The 12,319-nt window shown below is 51.4% G+C and carries 12 protein-coding genes and 1 other RNA gene; 8 read left to right on the top strand and 5 right to left on the bottom strand.

Going from position 1 to position 12,319, the window contains the following annotated elements:
* Positions 1-37 precede the first annotated feature (37 nt).
* A complete protein-coding gene (locus tag AC5TBW_RS01460; RefSeq protein WP_495510392.1) occupies positions 38-1,837 on the top strand; it encodes a TRAP transporter permease in 1,800 nt (599 codons plus the stop codon).
* Between the two features lie 24 nt (positions 1,838-1,861).
* Here the strand turns inward: AC5TBW_RS01460 and AC5TBW_RS01465 are convergent, their stop codons facing one another.
* Together AC5TBW_RS01465 and AC5TBW_RS01470 are read right to left on the bottom strand one after the other, a co-directional pair.
* Positions 1,862-2,419, bottom strand: coding sequence for a hypothetical protein (locus AC5TBW_RS01465; RefSeq protein ID WP_495510393.1), 558 nt, complete (start codon positions 2,417-2,419; stop codon positions 1,862-1,864).
* Between the two features lie 86 nt (positions 2,420-2,505).
* Positions 2,506-3,462 carry a calcium/sodium antiporter gene (locus AC5TBW_RS01470; protein WP_495510394.1) on the bottom strand — a complete coding sequence of 319 codons (957 nt, stop codon included), beginning with the start codon at positions 3,460-3,462 and terminating at the stop codon, positions 2,506-2,508.
* Positions 3,463-3,831: 369 nt separating this feature from the next.
* On the opposite strand from AC5TBW_RS01470, the gene AC5TBW_RS01475 reads away from it, so the two are divergent.
* The 3 genes from AC5TBW_RS01475 to AC5TBW_RS01485 all read left to right on the top strand — a co-directional run bounded on the left by AC5TBW_RS01475 (position 3,832) and on the right by AC5TBW_RS01485 (position 5,533).
* Complete coding sequence (locus AC5TBW_RS01475; RefSeq protein ID WP_007111857.1) at positions 3,832-4,038, top strand: cold-shock protein; 207 nt, start codon at positions 3,832-3,834, stop codon at positions 4,036-4,038.
* 256 nt (positions 4,039-4,294) lie between these two features.
* The gene (locus AC5TBW_RS01480; RefSeq protein WP_495510395.1) at positions 4,295-4,990 is read left to right on the top strand and encodes a metal-binding protein ZinT; all 696 of its coding nucleotides are present in this window, start codon (positions 4,295-4,297) and stop codon (positions 4,988-4,990) included.
* 144 nt (positions 4,991-5,134) lie between these two features.
* Positions 5,135-5,533, top strand: a complete 399-nt coding sequence (locus AC5TBW_RS01485; protein ID WP_495510396.1) for a lysozyme inhibitor LprI family protein — start codon at positions 5,135-5,137, stop codon at positions 5,531-5,533.
* A gap of 98 nt (positions 5,534-5,631) precedes the next feature.
* Here AC5TBW_RS01485 and AC5TBW_RS01490 read toward each other — a convergent pair whose 3' ends face one another.
* Positions 5,632-6,447 (bottom strand): helix-turn-helix domain-containing protein, encoded by an 816-nt coding sequence (locus tag AC5TBW_RS01490; RefSeq protein WP_495510397.1) that lies wholly within the window; start codon positions 6,445-6,447, stop codon positions 5,632-5,634.
* 251 nt (positions 6,448-6,698) lie between these two features.
* Here AC5TBW_RS01490 and AC5TBW_RS01495 point away from each other — a divergent pair, with 251 nt between their 5' ends.
* The 4 genes from AC5TBW_RS01495 to AC5TBW_RS01510 all read left to right on the top strand — a co-directional run bounded on the left by AC5TBW_RS01495 (position 6,699) and on the right by AC5TBW_RS01510 (position 11,048).
* The gene (locus AC5TBW_RS01495; RefSeq protein WP_495510398.1) at positions 6,699-8,075 is read left to right on the top strand and encodes an APC family permease; all 1,377 of its coding nucleotides are present in this window, start codon (positions 6,699-6,701) and stop codon (positions 8,073-8,075) included.
* 13 nt (positions 8,076-8,088) lie between these two features.
* A complete protein-coding gene (locus tag AC5TBW_RS01500) occupies positions 8,089-8,976 on the top strand; it encodes a carbon-nitrogen hydrolase family protein (protein ID WP_495510399.1) in 888 nt (295 codons plus the stop codon).
* 693 nt (positions 8,977-9,669) lie between these two features.
* Entirely contained in the window at positions 9,670-10,119 is a 450-nt protein-coding gene (locus tag AC5TBW_RS01505) for a GFA family protein (protein WP_495510400.1), read from the top strand.
* A gap of 473 nt (positions 10,120-10,592) precedes the next feature.
* Positions 10,593-11,048, top strand: a complete 456-nt coding sequence (locus tag AC5TBW_RS01510) for a GNAT family N-acetyltransferase (protein WP_495510401.1) — start codon at positions 10,593-10,595, stop codon at positions 11,046-11,048.
* A 308-nt stretch (positions 11,049-11,356) separates the two neighbouring features.
* Here AC5TBW_RS01510 and ssrA read toward each other — a convergent pair.
* Together ssrA and smpB are read right to left on the bottom strand one after the other, a co-directional pair.
* Positions 11,357-11,735: a transfer-messenger RNA gene (ssrA, locus tag AC5TBW_RS01515) on the bottom strand.
* A 45-nt stretch (positions 11,736-11,780) separates the two neighbouring features.
* Positions 11,781-12,272: an SsrA-binding protein SmpB gene (smpB, locus tag AC5TBW_RS01520; RefSeq protein WP_007111854.1), complete on the bottom strand. Its 492-nt coding sequence runs from the start codon at positions 12,270-12,272 to the stop codon at positions 11,781-11,783.
* Positions 12,273-12,319 lie beyond the last annotated feature (47 nt).

The following is a 12,319-nucleotide window of genomic DNA, read 5'->3' on the forward strand; positions in this document are numbered from 1 at the left end:
TGCGCTGTGGCAGCGCTGTCTCGATAGGCAACTAGGCATGCGTGTTTTTACCTCGTCGCAAGCGGCGGCCCCTTCGGATGATGGCTCAATAGCGCCGGGCTGGATGGCGCTAGGGGCGGTCAGTGTGGTGTTTCACCTTGGCTTGATCTTTTACGGCTTAACACCGGCGCTTGTTAGCCGGCCGCTGCACATGGCGCTATTGCTGCCATGGGTGCTGATCTACATGGCCAAGACGCCTGCGCAGCGCATTAGCGGATGGTTGCTGACGGCGTTGGGCGTGGCTGCATGCGGCTACATTGCAGTGAATGAGGCTACGTTAGCCAACCAGTATGGCTTTATTGATACCCATCTACAGATGGCGATTGGACTTTTCCTCATCGCCCTGGCGCTCGAAGCGGCGCGACGGGCGATTGGCTGGCCACTGCCGTTGGTGGCCCTGCTTGCCTTACTGTATGGCGCATTTGGACAATACATTCCTGGCGCCTTTGGGCATCCCGGTTTGCCGCTGCCCAGTATGGTGGGGGCATTGACGATTGCTGAAGGCGGCCTGTGGGGATCGCTAACGGGTGTGAGCGTCAGCGTGGTAGCCATTTTTGTGATTTTTGGCGCGGTACTGAATGCCGGTGAGGCGGGTCAGGGGTTTATGAACCTGGCCAGCGCGGTGGCAGGTCGCCTGACAGGTGGAGCCGCCAAGGTGGCGGTAATTTCGTCAGCTTTGATGGGGTCCATTTCCGGCTCGGCGTCGGCCAACGTGGCCTCTACCGGGGCCATTACTATTCCGTCTATGGTGCGGTTGCGTTACCCACGCTCGCTGGCGGGGGCGGTTGAGGCGGTGGCCTCTTCCGGTGGGCAAATCATGCCGCCGTTGATGGGCGCAGGTGCGTTCGTCATGGTGGAGCTTACTGGGACGCCCTACACGCAAATTATGGCCGCCGCGATGCTGCCGGCAGTGCTCTATTTTTTAACCGTTTGGGTTGGCATTAACGCTTATGCGACTCGGCATGATTTAAAACCGGTGGATGAAAGCGAACGGCCCAGTGCTAAAGAAGTTCTGATTACGTCGATATTTTTCGCCATTCCGTTTGTACTGTTGTTAGAGCGTATTTTTAATGGCGGTTTTACCCCGCAGTACGCCGCTAGCATCGCCATTTTTGCTGGCATGGCGCTGCTGTTTTTTGATGTCACGCTGCGCTTTTCGCTACCTGGCTTTACCCAGCGTTTAGCCGATGCAGCGATGACGGCGGGGCGTCAGATTGCGGTCATTGGTGCCATTATTTTATGTGCCTCGTTGGTGGTCGGCGTTCTGTCGTTGACAGGGTTAGGCGTTAAAATTACTTCCGCCATTCTTTCATTCTCCAGCGATATGCTATGGCCCGCGCTGCTCTTAACGGCGCTTGCCTGTTTGATTTTAGGCATGGAAGTGCCGACCACAGCCGCCTATGTGATTTGTGTTTCCGTCGCTGGACCGGCGCTGATCTCGCTAGGTTTAGAGCCGCTCTTGGCGCATCTGTTCGTCTTCTGGTACGCGCTACTTTCGACCATTACACCGCCGGTGTGTGGTGGTGTATTCATTGCTGCCGGAATGGTGGGGGAGAACTGGCTCAAAGTCGCGCTCAAGGCAATGGCGCTAGGTATCGGTCTTTATATTATTCCCCTAGCCATGGTGGCCAACCCCGAGATGATACGGCTGGCTTTCAACCCTTCAGGCGCGCTGCTTGATGCGCTAAAGGTAGCGATTGGCTTATCGGCTATCTCTTACGGTGTTATCGCGCGTAAAGCAGTATGGCTACGCGTTGGGCTAGTGGCTGCGGGGATAATCCTGATTTTTGTGGTGTAGCCTTACTGGTTTAAACGCCACCGTTCAACGCTCGGCGTCTAGCCGTAGCGGTGACGAAGCGGGCAACGGGGTGGTGGCAAACATCACCCAGGTGTCTAGCGCAGGGCCCAGTGATTGCACCAAACGCAGCTGCTTGGGTGCCTGCTTCAGTATCTCTTCAGCACAAATGCCCGCCTCAAAATGTCCTGCAAGCAGGCCCTCTGCCACCGCGACGGTGGTGGGGGCTTCAATAATGTCGGTATAACCGGTCAAGTCAGTGTAATAGCGTGTGGCGGGTTGCAGCGCCACCTGGGTGGGCTGCGCCATCGTACGTTGTGCGATCAACGCCAGCGGCTTACTGCCAGCAATAAAGGTATCCACGGGATAAGCGCGATGCATATAGCGGCCAACACAATCACTATGCTTAGCGTGAGCGGTACATTGCAGTACGTGGCTAATACGCCCAGCCAACAGAGCTTCAAAAGCCTCTTCAAACTGGGTGAAGAGAGTCACGCTGCCTTCACCTGAACAGCGCATTGTTAAATAACGCCTGGCAATCAGTTCATGGTTACTGCCACTAGGCCCTAGGGTCGCAATGTGCACTGTCATCCTTATTTATTAAGTGAATCTAATCATTGAGCCAAAAGCGCTTGGGCTTTTGGCTCAGATCAATCAAATAGCAAACAGCCTTAAAAAATCGTAAAGCTTAACGCTATATAAGCTGCGTAACCTGCAAGTAACGCGGCACCTTCCCAGCGGGATAAACGCATTCCGGTATACAAAAACAGCACCAGTATGCCAGCGGCTCCTAGCATCACCCATTGGTCAAAGATGGCGACACGGGGTGCCAGGGGTAGCGGCTGTAGAAAGGCGGAGATACCCAGGATGCCCAGTAGGTTGAAAATATTGCTACCCAGTATATTGCCTACGGCGACATCAGCATGACGCCGCAATGCCGCAATCACCGACACTGCCATTTCAGGTAGTGAGGTGCCCACCGCGACAATGGTGAGGCCTATGACCGCTTCGGAAATGCCCATTGCCTGGGCCAAACCTATGGCACCAAATAGCAGCAGCTGTGAACCCCCTATCAGCATGCCTAAACCAATCCCCAGCGCTAAGGCTATCATCCAGCCCGTGGTGGGAAGTTTGGTCATCTCTTCGGCTTCCGAGGCATGCATATCAGTCGCCGGCGTATGCTGCCGACTTTCGCTTAAGTAAGCCCAAACAAGGTAGGCCACAAGACTGGCGATAAAGATTGCTGCATCAGCCCGTCCTAACGCTCCACCCCATGAGAGTCCAATAAACAGCAGGCTGGCCAGTACTACCACCAAGCCATCCCGGCGCAGCGCCAGAGGTTGGACTACCATGGGGCAAATAACGGCACACATGCCCAAAATCAATAAGATATTACCGATGTTGCTGCCCACTATATTGCCAATAGCAATGTCTGGCTGTTGATTGATAGCGGCATCAATTGAAACGACTAGCTCAGGTGCCGATGTGCCGAAGCCGACGACTACCAATCCGGTTAGCAGCGGCGAGACACCCACTCTTCGTGCGCCAGCAACAGCGCCACGAATAAGTGATTCTCCTCCCAGGGTAAGTAACGCAATGCCCGCCAACAAACTAAGTCCATATAGCATGTTATAACCTCTTCCAGAGTACCCGCCAGGCCGCGAATGACGCGGGGTAATCCTGGCTGGTAAAGCGCGCTAGGCGGTCGGATTAGTAGTGCCCAGCTCACTGGCAAGATTACTGCTATTTTTGACAATTTGCGCGGTTTTACAGCGGTTATAAAGAGGCCGGTCGATAAATTAAAATACACAAAGACTTTGACCTGCTGCAGTCTACGTGGCAGGATGTGCGCAGTTAGTAAGTTAGCAAGCAAGCATGGTTCCAGAAACATTCGAATTCTTTCGGTAGTCTGTAATTGTATTCCTTGTTCTACTCACTATTTATCTGGGTAATACCAGGAATTTTACAATTCGCGATTAGCGAAAAGGATTTATATCATGGCAACTGGCACAGTTAAGTGGTTTAACGATTCTAAAGGTTTTGGCTTCATCGCACCGTCTGACGGCAGCGACGACGTTTTTGCTCATTTTTCTGAAATTCAGTCTGATGGCTTCAAAACTCTGCCTGAAGGCGCTAACGTCTCTTTTGACGTTACCCAAGGTCAGAAAGGCCTTCAAGCTTCAAACATCAAGCTGCTTTCTTAATCCTAGCGATTATTTAAGTTCTCGAATCGTTTAGATTCGATGATCGGGCCCCGCTTACGCGGGGCCCGCTGCGTTTGTGCCTTTAAAAAAACACTTATGTCATCATCGATGCGCCTGCTGTAAGGCGCTGCTACCCCCATGGGTTACCTGTCTTCCTAGCAATCCCCCTATATTCCCCGATTAACCAGCTTGATCAATTGTTATGTTATATTGTATCTTTATGGGGTGCCGTTAATTCAAAAGGGGAGAAAGAAACATGGGAGACATTAAAATGATGGTATCGCCGCTCAAAGGGGTCAGTGCGTTCGCGTTCAGTGCTTTACTACTGACAGGTGCTCACTATGCCAGCGCTGATGATCATGACCACAGCCATGATCACGATCATGCTCATCACGACCACGACCACGACCACGATAGCGATATCCATTCAGGTTATTTTGAGGATGATCAGATTGAGGATCGCCCGCTTTCAGACTGGGAAGGGGATTGGCAATCCGTCTATCCGTACCTGCAGGACGGCACGCTAGATGAAGTGTTTGCAGATAAGGCAGAGAATGGTGATAAAACCGCCGAAGAGTACAAAGCGTATTACGATATAGGTTATGAAACGGATGTAGAGCGTATCGTTATCGACGGCAGCAACGTGACCTTCTTTGCGAATGGGAAAGAGAGGTCGGGTGACTACCAGTACGATGGCTACGAGATTTTAAATTACGAGGCGGGTAACCGGGGTGTTCGGTTTATTTTCGAGCTTGAAGACGAAGAGGCTGACGATCTTCCCCAATATATCCAGTTTAGCGACCATAGCATTTACCCAACTGACGCACACCATTTCCACCTTTACTGGGGAGATGATCGTGAAGCGCTGTTAGCGGAAGTAACTAACTGGCCAACTTATTACTTCTCAGAACTAAGTGGCAAAGAGATTGTTGAAGAGATGCTGGCCCACTAAACAGTAATAAGCATACTTTAAGGTTGAAAAAGCGCTGGCTATCATGCCAGCGCTTTGGTTTTATTGGCACTGTTAAGATGGGATTTAAAAGAGTGCGGCAGTACTCTTTCTATATTTTTACTAAATCTAATAGAGTCATTCATTATGCGTTTTTCTACACTTTTTATGGGTATGGGGTTGTTGGCCTTATGTAGCTTTGCCTACGCGGGCGATACGTGTGATAGCGCTACGACTCAGGCTGAGTTAACCCAATGCTCTGCGCAGGCGTACCAAGCGGCTGACGATGAGCTAAATGATGCTTATCAAATGCTTGTGGATCAATTAGGCAACAACTCTGCTTCACTGGAGAAGCTTAGAACCGCTCAGCGGGCGTGGATCGGTTTCCGCGATGCCGAGTGTGCATTTGAAAGTAGCGCTGTTGAAGGCGGCAGTGCACAGCCGATGGTGCGTAACGTCTGCCTTGAAGGGCTAACGGAAGCACGAACCGAAGCGCTGCGTGAGCATGCTAGCTGTGAAGAGGGCGATCTAAGTTGCCCGAGATAAAGGTGATCGTCGGCTTGGTGATAATCAGCGATAAGTCATTTAGCTAACTGATTAACTTAACAAGCTTTTTAGCTCTTAAAACCTAATAAGGCTAGGTATCATTTGTGATCGGCTAGCTGAGCAAACAGCGGCATCAGTAGCGCGAAGAGTTCCGCCTGGGACGAAATGCAGCACTTGGCATAAAGCTGGCGGCGGAAGACTTTAACCGTCTGGAGGCTGACATCCAGGTGAAGGCTGATGGATAGAGATGAGTGGCCTCTTAAAATAAACAAGGCCACTTCTGCTTGGCGTGGACTTAGCCGAATACTGTGTTGCTGATTCAATGCCTCTCTAAGGCGTTCCTCTAGAGGAGCTGGCGCCGCTTTACTCACACCTCCAACGCGGTAATCTTGCCAGTGCTTTTTAAGAAGCGAGCTGAGGGTTATTTCGTACTGATGCAGGCCTTCAAGCTCACGCCTATTGAAAGGCTTGCCACTGGACCGATCCCTTCCAAAACAGGCGGTTATCGTGTCACTATCGGTGATATTGGCAAAAACCGCTACCTCGTCTAGCAGTGTGGTCTGCTGGTAGTAATTCTTATAGTAATGCGTGCGTCGAAAGTGATCGGGTGCGATGTCTTTCAATCGACGTATACCCTGAACATCGCCCTTCAGATGCTCGCGGTAAAACGGATCCAGCAGGTAATCTCCCCCTAGATATTGGCTATCCATGGGTAGATAAACCACAGGGTCGGTATATTCCCGATAGAGCACTGCTGGCCGGTGTTCGCCGTGATAAGCGATGATTATTAGGTTATCGAAGGCCGCGAAACGTTTTACCAATCGAGAGAAGTGTTGAGGCAACGCAGGGGTACCCAAGGCCATGATGGTATCGGCCATCGCCTCGTCAGTTTCGCTTTGAGTCACTGCTTCCACATCCGCAAGTCCATACCACGCTAGGGTTATATACGATCCGAGCGGCTGCAAATACCGTTCTAGACAGGTTGGCTACTAAGCATCTCAGTCTAGCTGGACAGCTGTAACGCCAGCAACTGAGGGTTATTAGCCGACCATCAACGGTAGCAAGCTGGTCTAGCCTCGGCGGCTGGCTTGATCAACCACCTCTTCGTTTTGTGCCGACTAAGCGAGTATCCGACGTCGGTTGCAACGTTTTCTGGAGATGGATCATGACGGATAACAATATCAAACTGGAAAGAACTCTATCCCTAAAAGCCGTGGTGCTGTTTGGCTTAGCCTACATGACGCCATTGATCGTGCTGGGCACTTTCGGTGTGATTGCCAGCACTAGCAATGGCGCCGTACCCACTGCTTACATCATCACTACCGTCGCCATGCTATTCACGGCATACAGCTACGGCATTATGGCGCGTACTTATCCGGTAGCCGGGTCTGCCTATACTTACGCCCGCAGAGCCATCGACTCGCGGGTTGGCTTCATGGTGGGGTGGAGCGTGCTGTTGGATTATTTCTTTCTGCCGATGGTAATTTGGTTGATCGGCGCTGCTTATCTTAACGCGCGTTTTCCTGAAGTGCCGAGCTGGATATTCCTGCTCGGCTTCATCGGTATCACCACCTTCTTGAATATCTACGGCATCAAGCTCGCCTCCAAAGTGAACTCGTTGCTGATGGTCTTCCAAATACTGGTGATCGCGTTCTTCGTACTGCTTTCCATTCGTCACGTAATGGCGACCGGTGGCACTGATTCGCTTTTTAGCCTGGGGCCATTCTTGGGTGAAGATGCCGGTTTCACCGCGATTGCTGCGGGCGCAGCGGTGGCCGCTTACTCTTTTCTTGGCTTCGACGCCGTCACCACACTGACCGAAGAAACCATCGACCCGAAGCGCAATATCCCTAAGGCCATTATGCTCACCGCGCTGATCGGCGGGGGTATTTACGTACTCGTGGGCTACACCACCCAGCTGGTGCATCCTGGCAGCAGTTTCGTGAATTCCGACTCCGCCGCCTTTGAGATTGCCACGACCATTGGGGCGGATCTTTTCGGCGCTATCTTCCTGGCTGGCATGGTACTCGCCCAGTTCACGTCTGGCCTGGCCGCTCAAGCCAGTGCCTCTCGGCTGCTGTTTGCCATGGGGCGGGATGCGGTACTGCCGCCTAAGCTGTTCGGTGCACTGCACTCGCGCTTCCATACGCCAGTGTTCAATATCGTATTAACGGGCGCCATTGGCATTATTGCCTTGTTCCTCGATGTATTATCTGCCGCCTCATTCATCAACTTCGGCGCCTTCATCGCCTTCACGATGGTTAACCTGTCAGTGATCTTTCTGGTTTGCAAAGACGCCGATGCAAGGCGCCAGTATGGTGTGGTTAGAGGGATGCTGGTGCCGCTCATCGGCGCCTTAGTTAACCTTTGGCTGATGAGTAAGCTGGATATCAACGCTTTTATCCTTGGGCTGGTCTGGCTGTCCATCGGTCTCGCCCAGCTGGCTTACCTGACTCGGCTCTTCCGTCGCGAGCCGCCGGAAGTGGCCTTTGACGAATCAGAGCCCGAGTCAGCACCCGCCTCGGCAAAAGCGACCCTTTAAACGGAGACCTATCATGTCCAGATATTTGCCTGTCCTTGTGGTGCAGGAGGCCTCGCGGCAGCACGGCATTGACACCGAACTGCTGGACTTCGAGGCCGAGCTGGCGGTACACCTAAGCGATTTCGGTGCTGATTTTGAACAGCCAAGGATGGTGGTTTATCCAGAGCTCCATTTATGTGGTGCCACGGGGACGCCGGAGCAGCGCAGGGAGCAACTGGAAGCCGCGGCTGAACCGATTGATGGCTCCCGTGGCCAACACTTGTCACGTATCGCCCGCAACCTGGGGGTATGGCTGCTGCCCGGCACGGTATGCGAACGGGGAGAGGACGGGCATCTGTACAACACCGCGCCGGTGTATTCGCCCGAAGGTGAGCGAGTGGCCGCCTACCGTAAGTGTTTCCCCTGGCGGCCTTATGAGCCCTATCAACCGGGAGATCGCTTTGAAGTGTTCGAGGTGCCGGGCATAGGCCGGGTCGGCCTAGCCATCTGCTACGACATTTGGTTTCCCGAGATGGTGCGTCAGCTAGCGTGGCTGGGGGCGGAGGTGATCATCAACCAAGTGGCCACCACCACCTGTGACCGCGCCCAGGAGCAAATCCTTGTGCAGGCAAATGCGATTTTCAACCAGGTGTATATGGTGAGCGCCAACTCGGCCGCGCCTGCGGGGGAGGGGCAGAGTCTGATCGTCGACCCCGAAGGCCGCATCCGCGCCAGTATGCCCGGCGCCACCCCAGGCATTCTCACCGATGTACTCAACCTGGATGAGGTTGAGCGGGTACGTACCTTCGGTACTGCGGGCTTGAACCGTATGTGGTCTCAGTTCCGAGACGATGACCCGGTGCTGGAATTACCGATGTACGAAGGACGCATTGACCCGCGTAAGTGGAGGGAAAAACGTTAAGCAGCCTACCGCTATTCTCTCCAATCTCGCGCTATTCTCACTCCGTGCAACTATGCCATCACCCCGGTGATGGCTATTGCCTGCAATAATTGGATTGTTCAGATAGCTGATCAGCTAATCCGCCTAGCGGTAAGCGTCGCTTCTTTCCTCCTCTGCATCCGTATACTCCAACCAGTTTGTGTTTTCACAAGTCAGTTATCCGCCCAAGGTGGCGGTGTCGAGAAATGCAACAGGCGCGCGGATATTAGATATGTAGCCTAATGTAAGTCAGTATTTATGCGTATCAATGACTTAGTGTGAATTTTGAAGGCCGCATTTGTCGGGTAAACGTGCCAGCACGTTCATCCAGTCATAGGATGGTCAGGCTAATACCTGTTATGTTCTATTAGGAAGTCACATAGTTGTCAGAATATTTGTCTGATGCCGCCAATCTGACGACTTTGGTATCCGCGTTTTATCAGCTATCTAATTCATCGTTGATTCAGCAGGCAATAGCACTTCTTCTAAAATGAACATAACAAGGCGCATCAATACGCGGCCTGTGGCCGCCGGACGTCCTTTTCATTGCGGCTGCGCCTCCATTACAAGGGTGACGTTGTGCGCTGGCGTTATGTGCTCCATGGTTAATTTTCTACTCTCTGAACTGGAGAACGGTGAAAGCGCCAAACATGTTTAACTTGGAGGTAAATTTTAGTGGACAGTAAATCAAGTAAGGTTAAAGGTCATTGTCGTTGCGGGCAGGTAGAATTTGAGGTTAGTGCTAAGCCAATGATCACAATGGCTTGTCATTGCTCTGGATGTCAGCAAATGACGTCAAGCGCGTTTAGTTTGAGTTCGCTATTTCCGAGCGCTGCATTTTCAATTATATCTGGAGAGCCTGTTATCGGTGGGCTGCATGGAACCACGCGACACTATTTCTGCGGGCACTGTATGAGTTGGCTATTCACAAGACCCGAAGGCATGGATGACTTCGTCAATGTACGCTCTACGATGCTAGAGGACTCTCAAACCTATAAGCCATTCATAGAAACTTATACAGATGAAAAGCTGGAATGGGCTATTACTGGCGCACAACATAGTTTTTGTAAGTTTCCACCGCAGGAAAAGTTTCCGGAACTGCTCCAAGAATATGCGCAGGGATAAGGATAAACACAGCCTCGGAGAAAGAGTTTCAGCACATAACAATCAGCTGCATCGGAGCAATTTACGCTGCGCTTCGATTGCCCGCTGAGCTGGGCGTTATGTTCATGAACAGACGCATTTTTATCACCATATCCTGAACCTTAGTAAGCACAGTCGTGTTCTGGAACGTGTTAGCTGAGGCCGTTGTGTATTACGAAATGTGGGCGACGGGCATATCATCACGGTCGGAACTAGCAGACGACATGGGCTTAGGTATTTTATTATTCGTGGTTGTTCCACCAGGGGCGGTCGTATTTTCGTCAATCATGGCTTGGGGGGATATGGCGTTACCTGAAGAGGCGTTAGCGGTTGCACATAACCAGTAGTGGTACTTCGTTCCGCACCTGCGGCCCTACGCTCATGTCGCTGCGCTGCAAGCGCGTTAACCTGCATGATGTAATCGCAATCTTTGTTTCATTTGGATGCATTAATTCATGAAATTAGATTTTAAGTGGTCTCGCATAGAAACTCTTTCCTCTCTTGAGCTATTTACAATCATTAAAGCAAGAGAGTCGGTTTTTGTTGTCGAACAACAGTGTCCTTATCAAGAAACCGATGATATGGATCTACATTCTTGGCATTTGGCTGTATTTATAGATAATCAATTAGCAGCTTATGTGCGTGTTGTTGATCCGGGAATTAAATATGAACAGCCGTCAATTGGTCGAGTTATGACCACTTCAGGCTTTAGAAATCTAAAAATTGGTCGTTCACTCATGAGTGAAGCGATTCGCTTTACTGAAGAGAAATACCCCCGAATGGGTATAAAAATTGGCGCTCAAGTCTATTTACAAAAATTTTATGAAACGTTTGGTTTTGAAGCTATCGATGAACCGTATGATGAGGATGGCATACCACATATTGATATGGTTAAGTCGGCTACCAACTAAAGCTAATAAAAAGTAATGAGAGACAATTTTCAGCCGCCCCCATTGCTCGAAGTGGAAGGGCAAAACTCAAATATGAGCCGCTCCGCTGATGAATTGAAAAAATCTTTACGAGGGACGTTCAAGGCCAAGTCTTGCATTTTGCTTCCTGCTCCAGTCATAAGCTAGGAGTGCCTACTGCGCCGGGATAAGTCTATCTTTGAGCTCGGCGCTTGTATTCTTTGGTGGTCATTCGGACACAAAAAAACCCGCGCGGGACGGGCTTTTCAGCTTTATTCAGACCTATGTGGAAGCATCTGAATTAAGGTAGGTGGTGGAGGCGGCGGGAATTGAACCCGCGTCCGCCAGCACGCGCCTATTGGCTCTACATGCTTAGATTCCGTCATTTGATTTAGCGCGATTGACTCCGACGGTCAGGATTCAGCCTCGCGAGCCTTCTAAAGTTTAACGCTTGGCGAGAAGACACCACCAAACGCGGTCCTATCAGCTTTAGCTCGTATCCCCTCAGTGATGAATAGGCACATCACCTTGGGGCCAGACAAGAAGCTAACAGTTTAAGCTGCTAGCGCGCCTTGAGCGTAGTTTTCGTCATTTGCGACTATTTTTTCGTGATGTGGGATTTACGAGATACATCACGCTCTCGGCATGCACCGCAAGGGTTGTCACCGGCGTCGAAACCATGTCGCCCCCTTATTACAGGTGAGCATTCTAACGTGCTCACACCTGATTGACCAGTTAAGCCTTGGTATGTTCCCGCATAATTCGGCCTTTTTGACGGTTCCAATCGCGATCTTTCTCTGTGGCACGCTTGTCATGCAGCTGCTTGCCGGTCACTAGCGCTAATTCGCACTTCACTTTATTACGTTTCCAATAAAGTTTGAGCGGCACGCATGTATGCCCCTTGTCCTGAGTGACCGAAAAGATTTTGGCGATCTCTTTACGATGCAGCAGCAATTTACGCGTGCGGGTAGGGTCGGCGATCTCATGGGTGCTCGCTGTGTTAAGCGGCATGACATGGCTGCCCAGCAAAAATGCTTCGCCGTTACGCACCAAAATATAGGTGTCGGTGAGCTGGGCTTTACCGGCGCGCATGCTCTTCACTTCCCAGCCAGCGAGCGATAGTCCTGCCTCGAAGGTTTCGTCGATATGGTACTCAAAACGTGCCTTCTTATTCTGGGCAATGACGCTGCTACCGGGACCCTTGCTGTTACCTTTCTTCGTGGCCATGAAACCTCATAATTAATCTGTCAGTGGCATCCCCTTCGTTATTTGGG

The organism is Vreelandella sp. ssv (assembly GCF_059448525.1).

Bases quoted from the DNA above. Each gene is read 5' to 3' on its own strand.
- AC5TBW_RS01500 (WP_495510399.1), top strand. From the start codon at position 8,089: ATGTCCAGATATTTGCCTGTCCTTGTGGTGCAGGAGGCCTCGCGGCAG.
- AC5TBW_RS01460 (WP_495510392.1), top strand. From the start codon at position 38: ATGCGTGTTTTTACCTCGTCGCAAGCGGCGGCCCCTTCGGATGATGGC.
- AC5TBW_RS01470 (WP_495510394.1), bottom strand. From the start codon at position 3,462: ATGCTATATGGACTTAGTTTGTTGGCGGGCATTGCGTTACTTACCCTG.
- AC5TBW_RS01480 (WP_495510395.1), top strand. From the start codon at position 4,295: ATGGGAGACATTAAAATGATGGTATCGCCGCTCAAAGGGGTCAGTGCG.
- smpB (WP_007111854.1), bottom strand. From the start codon at position 12,272: ATGGCCACGAAGAAAGGTAACAGCAAGGGTCCCGGTAGCAGCGTCATT.
- AC5TBW_RS01485 (WP_495510396.1), top strand. From the start codon at position 5,135: ATGCGTTTTTCTACACTTTTTATGGGTATGGGGTTGTTGGCCTTATGT.
- AC5TBW_RS01510 (WP_495510401.1), top strand. From the start codon at position 10,593: ATGAAATTAGATTTTAAGTGGTCTCGCATAGAAACTCTTTCCTCTCTT.
- AC5TBW_RS01475 (WP_007111857.1), top strand. From the start codon at position 3,832: ATGGCAACTGGCACAGTTAAGTGGTTTAACGATTCTAAAGGTTTTGGC.
- AC5TBW_RS01495 (WP_495510398.1), top strand. From the start codon at position 6,699: ATGACGGATAACAATATCAAACTGGAAAGAACTCTATCCCTAAAAGCC.